Annotated in this window: 19 protein-coding genes; 1 reads left to right on the top strand and 18 read right to left on the bottom strand. The window is 52.4% G+C overall.

What is annotated here, in order from left to right; genetic code table 11:
* Positions 1-14 precede the first annotated feature (14 nt).
* The 13 genes from LA360_RS23670 to mtaB all read right to left on the bottom strand — a co-directional run bounded on the left by LA360_RS23670 (position 15) and on the right by mtaB (position 14050).
* Positions 15-668, bottom strand: coding sequence for a hypothetical protein (locus LA360_RS23670; RefSeq protein ID WP_160116363.1), 654 nt, complete (start codon positions 666-668; stop codon positions 15-17).
* 94 nt (positions 669-762) lie between these two features.
* Entirely contained in the window at positions 763-1413 is a 651-nt protein-coding gene (recO, locus tag LA360_RS23665) for a DNA repair protein RecO (protein WP_022200300.1), read from the bottom strand.
* 118 nt (positions 1414-1531) lie between these two features.
* The gene (era, locus tag LA360_RS23660) at positions 1532-2443 is read right to left on the bottom strand and encodes a GTPase Era (RefSeq protein WP_022200299.1); all 912 of its coding nucleotides are present in this window, start codon (positions 2441-2443) and stop codon (positions 1532-1534) included.
* 21 nt (positions 2444-2464) lie between these two features.
* Entirely contained in the window at positions 2465-5434 is a 2970-nt protein-coding gene (locus tag LA360_RS23655) for an insulinase family protein (RefSeq protein ID WP_022200298.1), read from the bottom strand.
* An 89-nt stretch (positions 5435-5523) separates the two neighbouring features.
* Entirely contained in the window at positions 5524-6351 is an 828-nt protein-coding gene (locus tag LA360_RS23650; RefSeq protein WP_002593285.1) for a YdcF family protein, read from the bottom strand.
* Between the two features lie 106 nt (positions 6352-6457).
* Positions 6458-7693, bottom strand: a complete 1236-nt coding sequence (locus LA360_RS23645) for a peptidase U32 family protein (protein WP_022200297.1) — start codon at positions 7691-7693, stop codon at positions 6458-6460.
* Positions 7690-8349 carry an O-methyltransferase gene (locus tag LA360_RS23640; protein ID WP_022200296.1) on the bottom strand — a complete coding sequence of 220 codons (660 nt, stop codon included), beginning with the start codon at positions 8347-8349 and terminating at the stop codon, positions 7690-7692. The genes LA360_RS23645 and LA360_RS23640 overlap by 4 nt, the downstream gene beginning before the upstream one ends.
* Positions 8346-9056: an endolytic transglycosylase MltG gene (locus LA360_RS23635; RefSeq protein WP_022200295.1), complete on the bottom strand. Its 711-nt coding sequence runs from the start codon at positions 9054-9056 to the stop codon at positions 8346-8348. The genes LA360_RS23640 and LA360_RS23635 overlap by 4 nt, the downstream gene beginning before the upstream one ends.
* A 94-nt stretch (positions 9057-9150) precedes the next feature.
* Positions 9151-11250, bottom strand: coding sequence for a ribonuclease J (locus LA360_RS23630; protein WP_022200294.1), 2100 nt, complete (start codon positions 11248-11250; stop codon positions 9151-9153).
* A 27-nt stretch (positions 11251-11277) separates the two neighbouring features.
* A complete protein-coding gene (locus LA360_RS23625) occupies positions 11278-11562 on the bottom strand; it encodes a DUF1292 domain-containing protein (protein ID WP_002586222.1) in 285 nt (94 codons plus the stop codon).
* A 70-nt stretch (positions 11563-11632) separates the two neighbouring features.
* On the bottom strand, positions 11633-12058 hold the full coding sequence (gene ruvX, locus LA360_RS23620; protein ID WP_002586221.1) for a Holliday junction resolvase RuvX: 426 nt from the start codon (positions 12056-12058) through the stop codon (positions 11633-11635).
* A gap of 220 nt (positions 12059-12278) precedes the next feature.
* Positions 12279-12539, bottom strand: a complete 261-nt coding sequence (locus LA360_RS23615; protein WP_002567796.1) for an IreB family regulatory phosphoprotein — start codon at positions 12537-12539, stop codon at positions 12279-12281.
* Positions 12540-12688: 149 nt separating this feature from the next.
* The gene (gene mtaB, locus LA360_RS23610; RefSeq protein ID WP_057571474.1) at positions 12689-14050 is read right to left on the bottom strand and encodes a tRNA (N(6)-L-threonylcarbamoyladenosine(37)-C(2))-methylthiotransferase MtaB; all 1362 of its coding nucleotides are present in this window, start codon (positions 14048-14050) and stop codon (positions 12689-12691) included.
* A gap of 205 nt (positions 14051-14255) precedes the next feature.
* Between mtaB and LA360_RS23605 the strand changes: the two genes are divergently transcribed.
* Entirely contained in the window at positions 14256-14489 is a 234-nt protein-coding gene (locus LA360_RS23605; protein ID WP_022200292.1) for an HPr family phosphocarrier protein, read from the top strand.
* Positions 14490-14625: 136 nt separating this feature from the next.
* On the opposite strand, the gene thiI is transcribed toward LA360_RS23605, so the two are convergent.
* The 5 genes from thiI to LA360_RS23580 all read right to left on the bottom strand — a co-directional run bounded on the left by thiI (position 14626) and on the right by LA360_RS23580 (position 19556).
* Complete coding sequence (thiI, locus tag LA360_RS23600) at positions 14626-15810, bottom strand: tRNA uracil 4-sulfurtransferase ThiI (RefSeq protein ID WP_022200291.1); 1185 nt, start codon at positions 15808-15810, stop codon at positions 14626-14628.
* Positions 15811-15877: 67 nt separating this feature from the next.
* Positions 15878-17032, bottom strand: coding sequence for a cysteine desulfurase family protein (locus tag LA360_RS23595; RefSeq protein WP_112482851.1), 1155 nt, complete (start codon positions 17030-17032; stop codon positions 15878-15880).
* Positions 17033-17045: 13 nt separating this feature from the next.
* On the bottom strand, positions 17046-17795 hold the full coding sequence (locus LA360_RS23590; RefSeq protein ID WP_022200289.1) for a 16S rRNA (uracil(1498)-N(3))-methyltransferase: 750 nt from the start codon (positions 17793-17795) through the stop codon (positions 17046-17048).
* A gap of 30 nt (positions 17796-17825) precedes the next feature.
* A complete protein-coding gene (prmA, locus tag LA360_RS23585) occupies positions 17826-18782 on the bottom strand; it encodes a 50S ribosomal protein L11 methyltransferase (RefSeq protein WP_022200288.1) in 957 nt (318 codons plus the stop codon).
* A gap of 18 nt (positions 18783-18800) precedes the next feature.
* Positions 18801-19556, bottom strand: coding sequence for a sulfite exporter TauE/SafE family protein (locus tag LA360_RS23580; protein ID WP_022200287.1), 756 nt, complete (start codon positions 19554-19556; stop codon positions 18801-18803).
* Positions 19557-19894 lie beyond the last annotated feature (338 nt).

Genomic DNA, 19894 nt, shown 5'->3' with positions numbered 1-19894 from the left:
TTAAATTATAAGAATTACTTTAATATGATGTAACTGGTTCCCTCGCCGGACGTCTGCACCCGGTTGGAATCCTTCAGGACACAGCCATCGCTTACATACTGGATTTTTTTCTCCGTCACGATGACGCCCTGCCCTGTGGCCTTGACTACCAGGTTCTGTCCTTCCTTAAGGGCTGTCTCCTGGTCCACTGCCTTCCCCTTCTCATCCTTAAAGGACGCATCCTTAAGTTCACCGGACATAGCAGCCACCCTGCCTGTGTCCAGCTGGGTAAATGACACATTATAATCCCCAATCTCCTGAGCAAATTCAATGAGGCGGCCCGGAGTGTCATATTCCGTAACCAATATGGCTGTTCCGTTTCCAATCCTGGCTGAAACCATGGCCACCGGAAGTTTCCCGGAGCCTTCCGAGTTCTCATAGGAAGCAGCCTTTCCCAGCCCGCTGTTAAAATCACTGATTTTCTGTCCGGCCCGTGTCTTCAGCTCATCCTCCGTATAGTCGCCCTGCTGGTAAGTCTCCACCGAAGCCCACCTGACGCTGCCGTCGTCCGCCACATAGACGCTGTTCTCAGTAGGTTCTGCATCTCCCCCCATACCTATCCTGGAGCATCCCGTAACCATGGCAGCCGCCGCTGCCAGCAGCAGAATCCCCTTCACAATCTTCTTCATAACTGTTCCTTCCTCATACTTCTTTGCCGCCGTACCGGGCATATGGACATATTATATCCTCTGAATACCATAATTTCAAGCCTTATGACGGATTTTATGCTGTCAGGGTTTCCAAAATTTCCAAAGAACGGAACTCATGGCGCACAAAATACCGTCTGCTTTTTTCCACAACAGACTCGAATTCCTTCAGCACCTCTTCCTTCAGGCAAAACTTATAAAGGGATTCGGACGGTGAGCAGATGACATACTCCCAGGCATAATGACAGGAATCCGAGACAGGAACCGGAGGGTCCTGGGTGTATTCCCCGTTGATTACCATGCTCTTTAGCTCGAAAATCCTGCGCACCAGCCGGTTGGGTAGGGCAGGACGCAAAAGAGCCCTGAGGGACTGGTACAGGAGCTTTAACAGCTCTGTGCCGTCCAGATTTTCCTGAGCAAAATAAGCCGCGGTCTCCAGAAAATAGGAACCGTAGCAGGCTGCCTCCATGTCTGTGGACAGCCCGTCAAAGTAATTGGTAATCTGGGCTGACTGGAGATTGTAGGCATTCCTGCCCTCATAAAGGCTGAAGTTTCCAAAGCAAAAAGGCCTGCTGGCCGCCATCAGAGGATTGCCCTGCTTCCTGGCGCCATGGGAGAATGCCGTAATCTTTCCCCTCTCCCTTGTAAGCAGCACCAGACGCCTGTCATAATCCCCGGAGGGAGCCGAAAGGAGAACCATACCAGTCAGTGTTACTGTCTCTCTCATTTCCAGTTTTCCCCTCCTCTCAGCATTTCCATCCGACCTTCTGCCAAATCCCTGTGGTTTTTCCACCGTCAGCGTTGTAAAGCCAACAGTTATCTGCACTTATGAATGAGATTTTTTCTCATACTTCTTTTTGATTATAGCCGTAATTCTTCAGATACAGCTCGTTGTCCCGCCATTCCTTTCTTACCTTGACCCACAGCTGCAGGTTTACCTGCGTGTCCATCATGCTTTCAATCTCTTTCCTGGCCTCTATGCCGATACGCTTCAGCATACTGCCGCCCTTGCCAATAATGATGCCCTTGTGAGATTCTCTCTCACATACAATGCTGGCCTCAATGTCAATCAGGCCGCCCCTGCGCTCCTTCATCTTCTCAATGGTCACTGCGATGCCATGGGGAATCTCATCATCCAAAAGGCGCAGCGCCTTCTCGCGAATGAGTTCAGAGGCAATCTGCCGCATGGGCTGATCCGTCACCGTGTCCTCATCATAGAACTGCGGGCCGTACGGCAGGTATTTAAAGATCAGCTCTGTCAGCAGATCCGTATTCTTGTCCTTCAGTGCAGAAAGAGGCACGATTTCCGCAAAATCGCAGACATCTTTGTAGGCCGCGATAAAGGTGAGAATTTCATCCTGGTTCTTTACCGTATCAATCTTGTTGATTACCAGAATGACCGGGGTCTTTACATTCTTGAGCTGCTCCGCTATATGACGCTCGCCTGCGCCGATGAAGGTGGCAGGCTCCACCAGCCAGAGTATCACGTCCACTTCCTTCAGAGTGTGCTCAGCCACATTCACCATATATTCGCCCAGCTTATTCTTGGCCTTATGAATGCCGGGTGTGTCTAAAAAGATAATCTGTCCCCTGTCATCTGTGTACACGGTCTGTACCCTGTTCCTGGTCGTCTGGGGCTTATCAGAGGTGATTGCAATTTTCTGTCCAATTAAGTGGTTCATCAGAGTGGACTTTCCCACATTGGGACGTCCAATCAGCGTGACAAAGCCCGATTTCTTCTGTATATTCTCTTCCATTTAACTCTCTCTTCCTTAAAATTAGTGGTAAAGGTTCTTCACCTCACCGAACATGCCCTTCTGGACACGAATCTGCTCGTCATTGCCAATCACGCACAGCGCTTTGGTGTCCAGCACAGCCTGCACAATGTCAGCCAGCGCCTTTATATCCTCCTGGGTCACATCCAGAATCTGCTCCCGTTCCTTCTGCACCATCTCGTCCGTCACGCAGGAAAGATAGGCCGACAAATTCCTGGAACCCTTCAGGGAAGGCGTAAGAGGCGCATCCACATCGCTCATGGTGCCGATAACATACTTTGTCATGTCCCTCTCGTCAATGGAGAAATTCCTCAGATAATCCGGAATTCCTTCATACACCTGGTTGGTTGCCTCCAGGTTGGGATCCCTGTAAGATACCAGGCATCCGTCGCCGGTGCGGCTGAAGCTGCTCATGCAGCCGTAAGCCCCGCCCTTTACACGCAGGTTCATCCACAGATATTCATAGTTCATGATAACCTTTAAGACTCTCAGCGCCCCTGTGTATTCCAGTTTTCTTCCTCCGGCTTCCTTTCCCGCAAAGCTGCCGCATCTGGCCACATAATTTACCTGGGACGCTGTCTTAAAGCCCTCACCCCGGTTATCCGGACTGAACTCAAATTCATAGGTTTTTCCGTCTCCCTGTCCCAGCACTGACCGGAAGATCTTAAGCTCCGCGGGCAGCCGGCTGTAGCCTTCTGCGTCGGCCGTATATGCCACCAGCAGGTTATCCGACGTGAACAGGCGGGAGCACACATCCTTAAGCCTGGCAATCAATTGCCCTCTGTAGGAGACATCCTCCGCGAACCTGCGGCTGACATCCTCCAGAAATTGATAATATCCGATTCCGCCTGTGATATCATTAAAGGCAGCTGACGCGGAGAAATAGGACGAAGCCCTGCCAACCGCCGCACCGTGGAAAGCATCCTCCATCTTCATCCTGGCCCTTGACCTGGTTTCGTCCAGAATCTCTCCCAGGCGCTTTTCATCATCCAGCTTGGATCGGGTAAGAATCTCCGACAGAATGGAGAAAGCAAAGTCCAGTTTATGGTACAGCACCTTTGCGCTGGCAACAAACGCTCCCGTAAATTGTCCGGGATGCGCCGTATCCGGATAAGATGACACCGCAAAGCTCACGCCTCCGCTGTTGAGATAAATCTCACTGGTCAGATCCCCATAGCTGTAATGCTCCGTATCCACATATCCCAGCACTGCCTTCAGAAGTCCCACATAAGGCAGATCCTCCGCCGGCACCCGGCTGGTGTCAAACAGCACCTTCAGATATCCGATTCCGGAGGTAAACAGGTTGCTGTGGATGACTGTCGCTCCGTCCTCCGCCTTGATCTCATAGGAAAAGCGTCCGCCTTCCCGTTCAATATCCTCCCTTTGCAGCATAGGAATTTTTTCCAGGTCCTCCTGCCGTGACGGTTCCTCCTGATACTCCTTTAACTGTCTGGTCCGGGCAGCCAGGGTCTCCAGCTCCTCCCTGCCAAGGGACTCCTTATATGCCTTCAGCTTTTCAGCCAGATTGCGGTCCTCCTCAGCTGTCTGGTTCACCCTGGGGCGCACTGTGATGACCGCCTCATGGGGATTATCCAGAAGGTACCGGTGTATCAGCTGTTCAAAATACCCTTCCTCCACTGCCTTTTTCAGATAGTCAAAGGTTTTCTGGTATTCCAGATGGAGGGTGGGCTTTCCGCCGTACAGCCAGCTGTCCAGGGACCACAGACCGTACATAAGGCCCTTGGGAGCAGAGCCGTAGTCCGCCTCGCGGTAACGGAACTCATAGAGATTCAGTCCGGCCAGCAGACTCTTCCTGTCAATCCCCTGGTCGGCCAGCCTTCGCAGGGTCCCCTTTACAACCGCAAGGAATTCTCCCTTCTGCTCCGGGTTGGCATTCTTTGCAATAATGGAAAAATACGGCTGCAGAATCCCGCAGTCATAGCCTCCCAGGATATCCTGCCCGATGCCCGCATCAATCAATGCCTGCTTTAAGGTTGCGCCCGGCGCGTTAATCAGCGTATATTCCAAAATCTGAAAGGCCACATAAAGTACCGGTTCCAAATCCGTCCCCACCACAGTGCTGATGGAAAGATAGGTCCTGTCCTTTGTCCCTTCCTCCTCCGTGACAGAGTAGGTGATTTCTCTCTGGACCGGCTGTTCAAAGGGCTGCTGCATGGCTATGGCGGAGTCCGCGTGGCAGTCCTTTCTGTCATAATGTCCCAGATATTCCTGGTCCAGCCATGTAAGCTTCTGTGCCATATCCATGTCTCCGTAGAGATAGATATAGCTGTTGGCCGGATGGTAGTAATTCCTGTGGAAGGCAATGAACTTTTCATAAGTGAGTTGCGGAATCACAGCAGGGTCTCCCCCCGATTCATTGGAGTAGGTGGTATCCGGAAAAAGCACATTTCTGGTAAAACGGTCCAGAACGCTTTCCGGTGACGAAAAAGCGCCCTTCATCTCATTATAGACAACACCGTTGATGGTCAGCTCATCCTCCGGTGACTCCAGTTCATAATGCCATCCCTCCTGAAGGAATATCTTTGGCTCCCTGTAAATAGCCGGGTGGAGAACGCCGTCCAGATACACGTCCATCAGATTCTGAAAATCCTTGTCATTGCAGCTGGCAACAGGGTAGACGGTTTTATCCGGATAAGTCATGGCATTCAGGAACGTGTTCAGCGAACCTTTTACCAGCTCCACAAAGGGATCCTTAACCGGAAACTTATCCGACCCTTCCAGCACACTGTGTTCCAGTATATGGGGAAGTCCCGTACTGTCATCGGGCGGTGTACGGAAACCGATATAGAACACCTTGTTCTCATCCTCATTGGACATCAGGAATATCCTGGCGCCGCTTTTTATGTGTTCCAGCACCATGGCCCTGGAGTCCATTTCCTCCACGTACATCTCCTCTGACACGCGGTAAGCGGCCAGCTCTTTTACCTTTTCCAGATTCCTTCCATCTGCCATAGCTTTAATCTCTCCATTCTATCGTTCATTCAGTCATATCATACTAACTACTATTCTGCCATTTTTCCCACTGCCCATACACAGCGCCCTCACATATTCCCCATGAGCCTGTCCTTCACAATGGAAGCACACTCTCTCACGCACAGATGGATAAACAGAACCGGATCAGAATCCGCAGATATGCCGTATACGTTGTCAAATCCCCATTTTTCCGCTGTGAGCCTGGCACGGTAAATATGAAAATTACTGGTGAGGACCCCTATCTCCAGCGGCTTATCCGGCGCAATGGCATAGGGAACCGAGCCTGCCTTTCCAGGCATGGGGACGATTTCCTTCTTGTCCTTCAACCGGTCCTGCTCTATGACAATCTTGCTGTAAGCAATGTTTTCAACCGTGCTGGTGGAATAGGACTCCATCAGCAGCTGCCTGGGACTTACACCGTTGTATACCAGATAATCATACATGACCTGGGCCTCGCTGTCTGTTTCCCCCGGTCCCTTGCCGCCGGAGAGCACCAGGATGGTGTACGGATTTTCCTCCGCATAGACAATGGCCCTGTCCAGACGCTTTTTCAGGGAATTGCTGACCGTGTGTTCTTTGACCCTGGCCCCCAGCACAATCACATAATCCAGGTTGGCCTTACCCGGCGTGGCTGCCCCCAGAAACACCAGAACACAGAGGATTCCCAGCACAGCCACCCCTGCAATACAGGTGGTAACCACCGACACCGGCACCCAGCGGGGAATCCGTTCCATGTTCCTGGCATAATACCACCTTCCATATACCAGAAATACAAGCAGGGCCGCGAAAAACAGCCATATGAAGGCAAATGAGGTGCTTATGCCCGCATACACAACTATGATTATGAAATAAACGACACAAAGCACTGCCAGCCCAATGAGTACTCCATCTAACATACCAAGGCACCTCCTGTCTGCCAGAGCCTGCACGGCTCAGGCGCAGCTTCTTCCTCCCGAATTCCGGACGGTCCAATCCTCAGTTTCCTCTAATCCCCGGATTTATCTAATCCTCTGTCTCTTCTTTTCTGCGCAGGATATCATAAGCAGACACATCTGACGACAGCTTTACCCACAGAGTCTGCTTTGGATGGGGAGCGCTCTCCTGCGCATTGCCCTCTTCGTCTGTCATAGACTCCACTGTCACTGTAAGGTTCTGTCCGTCGGGCTTCATGACCTCGATGGTCTCCCCAACCGAAAATTTATTTTTCTGTTGGGTCCTGCACCGGCCCAGGCTGTCCGTCTCTTCCACGGTTCCCAGGTAAGTGTAGCTCTTCACATAAGTGCTGCTGTCATATATGTGGTCATCCGCAGTGGGCTTTCCGAAGTAAAAGCCGGTGGTGAACCTGCGGTTGGTGCATTTTCCTATCTCTTCCCTGTACCACTCCAGATTCTCCCTGTACACGGCCGGATCCTTTAAATAGTCGTCAATGGCCCTGCGGTAGGCTCTGGTGACAGTGGCCACGTAGAGGGCTGTCTTCATCCTTCCCTCTATCTTGAAACTGTCGATTCCGGCATCCATCATCTCCGGTATATACTCCACCATGCACAGGTCCTTGGAGTTAAAGATGTAGGTGCCCCGCTCATTTTCATATACAGGCATGTACTCTCCCGGCCTGGTCTCCTCCACAAGGGAATATTTCCAGCGGCAGGGATGGGTGCAGGCACCCTGGTTGGCATCCCTTCCCACGAAATAATTGCTCAGAAGGCATCTGCCGGAATAGGAAATGCACATGGCGCCGTGGATAAAGCTCTCTATCTGCATATCCTGGGGAATGCGGTCCCGGATTTCCCGGATTTCCGCCAGAGACAACTCCCTTGCGGACACCACCCGCCTTGCCCCCAGTCCATGCCAGAACAGATAGGTCCCGTAATTGGTGTTGTTGGCCTGGGTGCTTATATGGATCTCCATGTGGGGAAGAACTCTTCTGGCAATGGCGAACACACCCGGATCGGATATGATGAGCGCATCCGGCGCCACATCCCTCATCTCTTCAAAATAAGCCTCCACCCCCGGCAGGTCTCCGTTATGAGCCAATATATTGGCCGTCACATAGACTTTGACCCCGCGCGCATGGGCAAAGGCAATTCCTTGTTTCATCTCTTCATTGGAAAAATTATGGGCCTTGGCCCGCAGGCCAAAGGCCTCTCCTCCGATATATACGGCGTCTGCCCCGTAAACAACGGCTGTTTTCAGCACGTCCAGGCTTCCAGCCGGTATCAGCAATTCTGTCTTCCTCATTCCACTCTCTCCGTATATTTGGTGCTGACAGCAACTCCGTCCCCTATGGGGATGATGGCTGTCTCCAGCCCCTTCCTGTGCTTCAGCTCATACAGATACCGCCGCATCCTGCTGTGGATGGTCCTGTTCCTGCGCTCCACTGCAAATCTGGATTCCACGATATCCCCGTCCTGGAGAACATTGTCTGATATGAGGACTCCCCCGTCAGGCATCAGCTCCAGAATCATGGGCAGCCAGTGCAGATACTGGCCTTTGGCGGCATCCATAAACACCAGGTCAAAGATCTGGCCCTTAAGTCCGGCCAGCAGATCATCTGCATCCCCTGCCAGAAGGGTAATTCGCCCTTCCTCGCCGGCTTTTTCAAAATGTTCCAGGGCCTCGGGGATCCGCTTTTCATACTTCTCAATGGTGGTGATGCGGCAATCTTCCGGCATCACACGGCACATGAGAAGGGACGAGTATCCCACGGCCGTTCCTATCTCCAGTATACGCGACGGCCTGAGGGCCGCCACCAGGGTTCGCAGAAGGGCTGCTGTTTCCCTGCGTATGATGGGTACCCGGTCCCTTAAGGCTTCCTGTTCTATGGAATCCAGCAGGCTGCCCTGGCTGGATTCCAGGGAATGTATATAATCCGTAATCCTGTCATTTACAATCATTGGGTTCCATCCTCTGCCGCGTCCTCAATCCATCCGCCTTCCATCTCCTGGTCCTCGCCTTCATAGGTCTGCTCATTGGCCTGGACCTCCTGGGCGTCAATGGCGTCAGTCCCTGCCTGAGACCCGGGCGCCGCGTCAGCCGGTACACCCGCATCCGTCTCAGCAGCCGCGGCTGCACCGTCTTCGGATGCAGCTGCGGTCTCCGGGGATGTCTCCTGGCCGGAAGCGGCGCTGTCCCCATTTTCCCCCTCAGATGTCCTGCCCTGGGCAGTCTTGGCCTCGGCTGCTTTGGCACCTCCGGACTGGGCCGGTTTCGCGCTGTCTTCGGTTTCCGGCTTCTCATTGAGCAGCTGGAGAATTTCCTTGGACGTCATGGATGTATTAAGGGTATAGGTGCCCGGATAGATTGTCTCATAGTCATAGAACCTGCTCTGGAAAATAAAGGCAAACTCGCTTTTAATAAGCCCCTTATGCGCAAGAAGCTGCGCTGCGTCAGACACGGATTCCTTTGAATCAATCCGGACTACCATATCCTGTCCGGGGGCCTCATCCACTGCCTCGGCAAAGAATATCTCATGGCCAAAGGCATAGCCCCTGGCAACCGCCTCATACAGCAGCAGGATAATCAGGGCATATACCATGAGCTTCACGGATATGCTGATTATGGTGGTTGTGATTTTGTTGATTTCCCTTGTCCTATTGCTCATAATCCATTCCTCTTATCCTGCCCGGCGTCTTCATGACCGCGGTATCCCGGACCGGATCCGCTGCCTGCGCGGCAGCACGCCGGTCCGGTATCTGTTATACCTCCATGATAATCGGCAGAATCATGGGATTGCGCTTCATGCGCTTCCACAAAAAGTCACTTAAACTGTCTTTAATGATATTCTTTATCTTACCCCAGTCGCTGACATGGCGGTCCAGGCAGTCCTGCACCGCGTCATACACAATGGTGTGGGCTTCCTCCAGCAAATCCTCGGATTCCCGCACATACACAAAGCCTCTGGACACGATATCCGGACCCGCAAGCAGCTGGTTGCTGTGCTTCTCTAAGGTCAATACTACTACAATAATACCATTTTGTGCAAGGTTTTGTCTATCCCGTAATACAATATTGCCCACATCGCCCACGCCAAGGCCGTCCACGAAGATGCCTCCGCAGGCAACATGGTCTATCACCTCGCAGCTGTCCCCGTCCAGGGCGACCACGTCGCCGGAGTTAACCATGACAGCATTTTCCTTCTGTACGCCCATGAACTGGGCCAGCTCCCTCTGGGCCATACGGTGGCGGTACTCGCCATGGATAGGGATGGAGAACTTGGGATGCACCAGAGAATAAATCAGCTTCAGGTCCTCCTGGCAGGCATGTCCTGAAACGTGGGTATCCTGGCAGATTACCTCGGCGCCCTTCATGGACAGCTCGTTCACCACATTGGCCACTGCCTTTTCATTGCCGGGAATAGGTGTGGAGCTCAGCACCACCACGTCTCCCGGCACAATGGATACCTTCTTGTGAATGCTGGCGGCCATCCTGGAAAGGGCGGCCATGGACTCGCCCTGGCTTCCCGTGGTAATAAGCACCGTTGACTCCGGCGGGTAGTTTTTCAGATGTTCAATGTCGATGAGGGTTCCCTCCGGCACGTTGATATATCCCAGCTTGCTGGCAATATCCATGATCGTCACCATGCTGCGGCCTTCCACCACAACCTTGCGGCCGTATTTATACGCAGTGTTCACCACCTGCTGAACCCTGTCCACATTGGAGGCAAAGGTGGCAACGATGATGCGCCTGTTCTGGTGCTCCGCGAATATGGCGTCAAATGTCTTTCCCACGGTACGCTCGGACATGGTGAATCCGGGACGGATGGCATTGGTGCTGTCTGCCATCAGGGCCAGCACGCCCTTCTTGCCCAGCTCCGCAAAGCGCTGCAGGTCAATGGGATCCCCAAACACCGGCGTATAGTCAATCTTAAAGTCTCCTGTGTGCAGCACGGTTCCCACCGGCGTAAATATGGCCAGGGCGGATGCGTCCTGGATGCTGTGGTTTGTCTTCACGAATTCCACTCTGAAACATCCCAGGTTCACGGACTGTCCGTGCTTCATCACCTTGCGTTTGGTGTTCTTTAAGAGGCGGTGCTCCTCCAGCTTATGCTCAATCAGGGCAATGGTCAGCTTTGTGCCGTATACAGGCACATTGACCTGCTGCAGGATATAAGGCAGGGCGCCGATATGGTCCTCATGGCCATGGGTAATGACGAAGCCCTTCACCTTGTCAATGTTCTGCTTTAAGTAGGTCACATCCGGTATTACCAGGTCAATGCCCAGCATGTCGTCCCCCGGGAAGGCCAGTCCGCAGTCCACCACAATGATGCTGTCCTCATACTCAAAGGCAGTGATGTTCATTCCAATCTGCTCAAGACCGCCTAACGGAATGATTTTCAGCTTGCCCCTTCCATCCTTTCTTCCGTCCCGTCCCTTCTGCCTGGCCGGCGCGGGAAGCGCCTTTGATTCGCCGGAATTTCTGGCCGCCTTGGACTCCCCTGAATTTCTGGATGCCTTTGGGCTGCCGGTTCCCTTGGAGGTCCTTGCGCCGGTGCTGTCCTTGGACTTACTGGCAGCGGTTCCGGTCTGGGCCTCTCCCTTTTGTCCGGTCCTGCTCTTTGCCTGTCCCTGTCTGGAGCCCGGATTTTTCTGGGCTTCCCCATTTCCTCCCTGTTCCTTGGAAGCGGTCTTTTTCCGGGCCGGTCTCCTGTTCTGGGGCTTTTTGGCAGGCTGCTCCTGTGGGGCCGCTGTTCCTGCCGTCTCCCGGACGCCGGCCTCCTGGACATTGTTTTCCTGTACGGCCTGAATCGTTACCTGTGCAGCTGCCTCTGCCGTATTCTCTTTTTCTTCTAAATTCAAATTGATTCCTCCAATCTTTCTTTCTATCTATTTCTCAAGGTCCACATCTGCATCGCTTAACAGTTCTTCAAACACTTTCATCAGTGCGTCCAGTTCGCTGTCGTCTTCCACAAACTCATACACGGCCTCAGCGTCCTGCTGTCCTGACATATCCTTAAGGATATAGCACTCTCCGTCCTCACCTTCCGGTGCGTCTGTCACAAGCAGATAACTCCTTGCATTTATCCTTGTTTCTTCCAGCACATAAAAATCCACGGATTCCCCTGAATCCGTCACCATGGTAATCATATTTTCTCTCGTCTTTTCTTCCATTTCTTCTCTCCCGGCGCCTGTCTGTCCCGCCTGAGGGGACCGGCTGTTTTCTCCATGTCCCAATTACATCCTAAATATGCTGCAGGCTGTCCAGATATCCCTGCAGAATCATGGCTGCCGCAATCTGGTCCACGCTTTTCTTTCTGTTTTCCCTGCGCACTCCGCTTTCAATCAGAACCCGCTCTGCCGCCACTGTGGTGAGACGCTCGTCCCAGAGAATGACCTCAAGACCGGTACGCCGTTCCAGGGCCGCTTTAAACTCCCGGGTCTTCTCCCCGCGCTCGCCCACTGTATTGTTCATATTCTTAGGATAACCAAGAACAATGCATTCAATCTCGAATTCACCAATTAATTGCTCAATCCGCGCAAGGGTCTGACGCATCTTATTCTCGCTGGCCCTGGTGATTGTTTCCACTGTCTGGGCAGTGATACCTAAAGGATCGCAGACTGCCACCCCAACTGTTTTCGAGCCAAAATCCAGACCCATTATCCTCATATTCAATTCCTCCGGTAAACGCAAAAAATCGGAATGCACCATAAAAGCAGCTGGCCTATGGCCAACTGAATGCATCCCACTCATATCCATCCGTACATTACTGTGAAGGCCCTTTCCCGGGCCTTCTGTTATTCACGCCGCATATCCTGCCTGCCCGTGGCGGGCCGGATGCCCCTGGAGCGCCCCTGCAGATTGCCCCGGAACCAGTCTGAAACAGTTCTTATTTCAGACGGGCATCAATATACACAGCCATCAGTTCCTCCAGAATCTCATCCCGTTCAACCTTCATGATAAGACTTCTGGCGCCTTTATGGCTGGTAATATAAGTCGGGTCCCCAGACATGATATAACCCACGATCTGGTTCACGGGATTATACCCCTTTTCAGTCAAGGCAATATATACCTGCTCCAGTACGTCGCTTACTTCTATCTTTTTGTCCTGAACAGCTTGAAAATATTGAGTATCTTTTATATTGCCCATGTCATCACGTCCTTTAAGTATTCTTCTCTATTCTACATTATATTTTGCTATTCGGCAATAGATTATTTTCTTAATTTTTTCTAATTATTGTCATGTTTCTGTAAAATGTCGCACAATCTTTCCGTCTTTTCGGAAATATGTTCCTTTTTTTAAGAAAATTCTACCTTTAAAATCTCATCATTCAAAAGGCCGGAAGCAGAAAGCTCCATGATGCCCCCGGCCAGCTGCTCCCTGTCCATTCCATCCTCCAGCGGCAGGGCTGCCCTGACATACTGAGGGGTGCGGCCTATCATATACCATTTTCCCCCAATCTCAGTCTCTTCCTCAAACAGGACCGATATCCGGCTCCCCACAAAACGCTCCCTGTACTCACGGGACATGGTTCTTTCCAGTTCCAGCAGCACGTCACTGCGCCGCGCCTTTACCTGCTCCGAAACCTGGTCCTTCATGACAGCCGCCTTGGTACCCTGGCGTTTGGAGTATTTAAAAACATGCATCTCATAAAAGCGCACGGTCTCCAGAAACCTTCTGGTGCTCTCAAACTCCTCCTCTGTCTCTCCCGGAAAACCGGCAATCACATCCGTGGTAATGGCCGGATGGTCAAAGGTCTCCCTGAGTATGCCGCAGCGTCTGAGATAATCCTCCGTGGTATAATGGCGGTTCATCCGTTTTAACGTGGCGTCGCAGCCGCTTTGGAGGGAGAGGTGGAAATGAGGACAGAATTCCGGCAGGCCGGCCAGCTTCCCGGCAAATTCCTCGGTGATGATTCTGGGTTCCAGGGAGCCCAGACGGATGCGCTTTAATCCCTCCACCCGGTGAATCCGCTCTATCAAATCCCAAAGCGGGCCGCTGTCCCAGTCGCCGCCCTTTACCGGGCTTCCTTCCATATGCTCCGTTCCGTAGGAGCTTAAATGAATGCCTGTCAGCACCACTTCCCTGTATCCCCGGGCCACCAGTCCTTCCACCTCAGCCACCACGTCCTCCGGCTTCCGGCTTCTGACCCTGCCTCTGGCATATGGGATGATGCAGTAGCTGCAGAATTGATTACAGCCGTCCTGGACCTTGATAAAGGCCCTGGTGTGTTCTCCCAGGCGGCTTACATGAAGCTCCTCATACTCCTGATCCCGGGCAATATCCAGCACATAGCCTTCCTCATTTCCCTGCCTGTCCCTCATATATTCTTCCAGTATATCCGCCAGACGCGCCTTATTGTTATTGCCGATAATGATATCCACGCTGCTGTCTTCCTTCAGGGCATCGGACGCCACCTGGACATAACAGCCCGCCGCCACCACCACAGCCTCCGGATTCAGCTTCTTTGCACGGTGGAGCATCTGGCGGGATTTGCGGTCCGCGATATTGGTCACGGAGCATGTATTGATAATATAGACGTCAGCCTTCTGGTCAAAGGGCACGATTTCATAACCGCGCTCCGCCAGCTGCTGTTTCATGGCCTCCGTCTCATAAGCGTTTACTTTGCATCCCAGGTTATGCAGGGCTGCTTTTGGCATTGTAAAACCTCCTGTTCACGGTCTGTCACGACCCTTTATGCGGGGCATCCGCCCTATGGATCTCTAACCAAATTACCATATTGTTTCTGCGTTTTTCATGCAATCTCACTATTGACTTTTAGTCCCCCTGTCTGTAGTATTAAAGCAAAGCAGGATTCACTGCAAACATAATCCATACACATATACCACAAGGAGGGTTTTTCTCATGAAAACAGTTCGTATTTCGTTAAATTCCATTGACAAGGTTAAGTCATTTGTAAATGATTTATCTAAGTTTGATGTTGATTTTGATTTGGTTTCCGGCAGATATGTGATTGATGCCAAGTCTATTATGGGTATCTTCAGCCTGGATTTATCCAAGCCAATCGACCTGAACATTCATGCCGAGAGCGGCGTTGATGACATTCTGGCTGTCTTAGCACCATACATCATCGCGTAATCTGCTGATTCATCTTTCGCTGCCCGGGCAGCGGGACAAAGCACATAGACCATCAGAAACCATCAGAGTCTGCCGAGGCAGACTCTTTTTTGTGTTTGTTTCCAGGTTGTACCTGCATATTTTACGTTTTTTGCATTTACCCCTGACAGAGAATCTGTTCCGTGGTCTCAAGGGCAGTCTCCACCAGCTGGTCGATTTTTTCCTCCAGGCGGCGCTCCGAGCTGTGAATCACATTAATGTTGGGCTTTGTCACCGGATGCTTGGCCACGAAAATGGTGCAGCAGTCCTCGTAGGGCTGGATGGATGTCTCGTAGGTGCCGATTTTCTCAGACACATCCACAATTTCCTGCTTGTCAAAACCAATGACCGGCCGGAACACCGGCATGGTGCACACCTCATTGGTTGCTGCAAGGGACTGTAATGTCTGGGAGGCCACCTGCCCGATGCTCTCGCCTGTAATCAGGCCGATGGAGCCGGTGCGTTCCGCTATGGTCTGGGCAATCCGCATCATATAGCGGCGCATGATGATGGTCAGTTCCTCGTGGGGGCACTTATCGTAAATGTAGAGCTGGATATCCGTGAAATTCACCACATGGAGATTGATGGGGCCCGCGTATCTGGCCACCAGGTTTGCCAGGTCCGCCACCTTCTGCTTTGCTCTCTCGCTGGTATAGGGCGGGGCATGGAAATACACCGCGTCTATCTTCACGCCTCTCTTGGCAATCATGTAGCCTGCCACCGGGCTGTCGATGCCGCCGGACAGCAGCAGCATGGCTCTGCCGTTGGTTCCCACAGGCATGCCTCCTGGTCCGGGAATCATCAGGGAAAACAGGTTGACTCTCTGGCGCACCTCCACATGAAGAATCACATCCGGGTGATGGACGTCCACGCGCATCTGGGGAAACGCTTCCAAAATCACCTCTCCCATGTCGCGGTTAATCTGCTCCGAGGTCACGGGATACTGCTTATCCCCCCTGCGGGCATTTACCTTGAAGGTGATGTTCTTATCCGGATAAACCTGGTCCATGTACTCCACCACATGTTTTTTCAGGTTCTCGTAATCCTTATCCTCAATCTGCACCATGGGGCAGATATCCGCAATGCCGAATACCCGCCTAAGGGCCTCCACCGCATCGTCGTAATCATAGTCCGTCTCTGCCTTCACGTAGATGCGCCCTGATTCCTTGGTGACGTCAAACTGTCCCTCCACGCTCTTTAGCGCATAGCGGATCTGCTTTATGAGGGCGTCCTCAAACATATACCGGTTTTTGCCCTTGGTGCCAATCTCTGCGTATTTAATTAAAAATGACTGGTACTGCATCTTTTACCTCTTTCTATCGCTTAATCGTCCGCCTGGTTATCCTGCGTGGACGTTTCATTTACATGTATCAGCCTCTGTGGTACTTTCTCAGTACCGGCAGAAGCTCTTCCAGGACTTCCATACAGTAATCTATCTCTTCCTTTGTGTTGAACACGCCAAAACTGAACCTCAGCGTAGAATCCAACAGTTCCTGCCTGACTCCAATGGCCTTTAAGGTTCCGCTGATTGCCGGATGGTTGGAAGAACAGGCGGATCCGGAAGAAACATAGATTCCCTTGTCCTCCAGGGCATGAAGAAGGACCTCGCTTCTCACCCCTTGAAAGCTTGCGCTGACAATCTGGGGCGCGCTCTCCATTCCCTTGCGGCTGTTGACGGTGACACCCGGCAGCGACGCCATGCGGTCTGTCATGTAATCCTTCAGGCCGGTGATGTACTCCACCTTCTGCTGATGGTCCGTGTAAATTTCCCTGGCCGCCTGGCCCATGCCCGCAATGCCCGGAACATTTTCCGTGCCTGAACGCATATCCTTCTGCTGGCCGCCTCCGTAGAGAAGGGGACGAATCTTCACCCTCTCGTCGATGTAGAGAAACCCCACTCCCTTGGGGCCGTGAATCTTATGGGCGCTGACAGACAACAGGTCGATTCCCTGCTTCTTCGGACGTATGGCAAGCTTGCCGTATGCCTGTATGGCGTCCACATGGAAAAGGATGGAAGGATTCTTCCCGTGGACAAGGGATGCAATCTGTTCCACCGGCTCAATGGCGCCCACCTCGTTGTTTACATACATGATGGATACCAGTATGGTGTCCTGACGGATGGCGGATTCCAGCTCCTCCAGTGATATATGGCCCTGGCTGTCCACAGACAGATATGTGACCTCAAACCCCTGCTGCTCCAGATACTCCAGGGGTTTGTAAACCGAGGCGTGTTCGATTCTGGTACTGATGATATGCTTTCCGGCTCTCTGGTTTGCCATGGCAGTGCCGATAAGAGCCATATTGTTGGATTCCGTGCCGCCGGAGGTGAACAGGATTTCCTTATCCCTGACCTTTAATGTCCTGGCAATGTCCGCAGCTGCCTGACGCACATACCGCTCCGCCTCCATTCCCTTTCTGTGCTTGGCGGACGGATTGCCGTAATCCTCCGTCATGGTTTTCACCACAATATCCTTTACGCTGTCAAATACACGCGTGGTGGCTGAATTGTCAAAATATGCTTCCATTATACAAACTCCTTTACAGCGCCCCTTCCAGCCGCATCATAAGTACCGACAGCACGGCCAGGCCCGCTGTCTCCGTCCTCAGTATCCTGCGCCCCAGGCTGATGGGCCGCACCCCCTTTGAAAGGGCCAGATCTATCTCACGTTCATCAAATCCGCCCTCCGGACCAATGAACACAGCAATGTCCTGCCCCGGCCCAAGGGTGTCTAATTCCGCCTTTGTGCCGGCCATCCCCTCCTCATGTTCATAGGGAATGAGACGCATGGAAAAGCCCCGGCTCTCCACATAGTCAAAGGCTTCCTTCAGCGTCATGACGCCGCATACCTGCGGAACCAGACTGCGCTTGGACTGCTTGGCAGCGCTCTCTGCGATGGCCTGCCACCGCTTGCGCTTGGCCTCTTCCTTTTTCGGCTCCAGCTTGACCACCGTGTTTCTGGTGGACACCGGCACAATGCCGGCCGCCCCCAGCTCCACTGCCTTCTGGATGATGAATTCCATCTTATCAGATTTGGGCAGTCCCTGGAAGAGCCAGATTCTGGAAGGAAGCTCCCTCCCCTCCTCCTTTGTCTCAAGAATCCGCACCGCGACCTCCTGTCCGGCGATTTCTTCTGCCTGGCACAGGTAATCCCTGCCGGTGCCGTCGCTGACCAGCATTTTCTCCCCCTGCCTTACGCGCAGAACATTCTTTATGTGGTTCACGTCAGGGCCGGTTATCCGTATCAGGCCGTCCTCCACCTGTTCAGGGTTCACAAAAAAATGATGCATGGCTTTCCCTCAGGTCCTTCCTCATTCATCCTATTTCCTTCTGGCGGTCACGCTCACCCATTCTCCCTGGTATGTGATTTCCACCATTTCCAGCTCCCGGCAGCGTGCAAACGCCTCCTTCACCGCTTCCTCCTTCATATCAATAATGCCGGAGGTGATGAAAATACCGCCCTTTTTCAGGTGGGCAGGTATCTCGTCCACCAGCAGAATGATGACATCTGCCAGTATGTTGGCCACCGCCACATCGTACTTGCCGTATCCTGCCCATTCCTTTACGGAAAGCTGATCTATGATATTCCCTTGGAGTACATGAAACCTGTCCTCAGGAATGCTGTTGGCTTCCAGGTTCTCTCTTACGGCGTTAATGGCATTTTCATCCAGATCCGTGCCCCACACCTCTTTAGCCCCCAGTTTCAGGGCCGTGATTCCCAGAATGCCGCTGCCTGTTCCCACATCCAGCACAAGGGTGTCCCGGTTCACATACTTCTTAAGCTGGCGGATGCACAGCTGGGTGGTCTCATGCATACCGGTTCCAAAGGCAGTACCCGGATCAATCTGCACCAGAAGCTTGTCCTTGTGCTCCTCCGGTATGGTTTCCCAGGTAGGCTTAATCAGAATATCGTCCACTGTAAAGGGCTTAAAGTACTGTTTCCAGTTGTTAATCCAGTCCTTGTCCTCTGTCTCCGACGCGGTGATAGTTCTGGCGCCCAGCTCCGCAAATGGCGACAGCTCGTCCAGGCCCTCTTCCACCCGTTTGAGATAATCCGCCACATCCGCGTCATCATCCAGGTAAAAGCTTATCCTGGCAACCCCTTCGTCCGGAGGAAGCTCAGGAAGGATGTCAATGAACATTCCCTTTGTCTCCTTCTCCGTCAGGGGCACATTATCCTCGATTTCGATTCCTTCTATACCAATGTCGTCAAACATGCTGCTAATCAGGTCTACCGCCTCAGTGGTGGTTGTTAATGTAAATTTCTTCCATTTCATATAATTCACTCCTATTTCCTATGCGCCGCTTACTATTTTAATAAACAATACCCCAAGCACCATCAGGACCACGGGACGGACCACCTTCTGTCCGTCGTGGGCCACCATGCCTGCCCCGATATAGTGTCCCGCGATGGAACAGACGCCTGCCGTAAGCCCCAGCGGGTAGCAGACATTTCCAGTGGCAATAAAGGTCACAAGGGCCGCAATATTGGAGGAAAGGTTGATTACCTTTGTCTGGGCGGAAGCGCTGCGGGCGTCCAGCCCGGCAGCCCCTGTGAGAATAAGAATCAGGAAGGTTCCTGTTCCGGGTCCGTAAAAGCCGTCATATCCCCCCACAAAAAAGGCTGCCGCCATGCAGACGGCAAACACCTTGTTTCTGGAAATATCATCCGTCCTGTCCCTCGCTCCCATATCCTTGTTCCTGAGCACGTAAAACGCTGCAACGGGCAGCACCACAATCATCATGTGCTTAATGACGGATTCCGGCACCATGAGGGCCAGATGGGCTCCCAGGGCCGAGCCTGTCAGGGCTGCCGCCGAGGAACAGACCGCCATGAACACCTTTCCCTTCAGAAAACCGTGCTTTGCCAGGCGGGCCGTGGAAACAGTGGTGCCCAGGGCTGAGCTGAGCTTATTGGTACCCAGTGCCACATGGGCGGGCACCCCTGCAATAAGATATGCAGGCAAGGCAATAAGCCCGCCTCCTCCTGCAATGGAATCCACCAGTCCGGCCAGGAATACCAACGGGCACACAATGAGATATTGTAACATGATTGTATCCTCTTTTCTGTAAAACAACCTTTATATTATCACATAATATGTACACTGGCAATAAGCGGCAATTTTTTTTTTGCAATAAAAAATCCCCGCCCCGCATTAACATTATGAACGGATGAAAGAAAGATGCCGGGGCAGGAGCGGGCAGCCGCTAAAGCCCCAGGGGACAGGGATTCCGGAACATACAATCATAAACCAAAAGGGCGGCAAAGAGCCGCGCGAAATTCCAACATTGCATTACACTCCATCACACACATACCGGATGGAACGGCTCCCAGGCATTGAACCAAGATACAAAAGAGAGGGATTACCATACAGTTACCATATAAATA

The sequence above is a fragment of the Enterocloster clostridioformis genome, assembly GCF_020297485.1.
Lineage (GTDB): Bacteria > Bacillota > Clostridia > Lachnospirales > Lachnospiraceae > Enterocloster > Enterocloster clostridioformis.
This window is presented reverse-complemented; position numbering and strand designations above follow the sequence as displayed.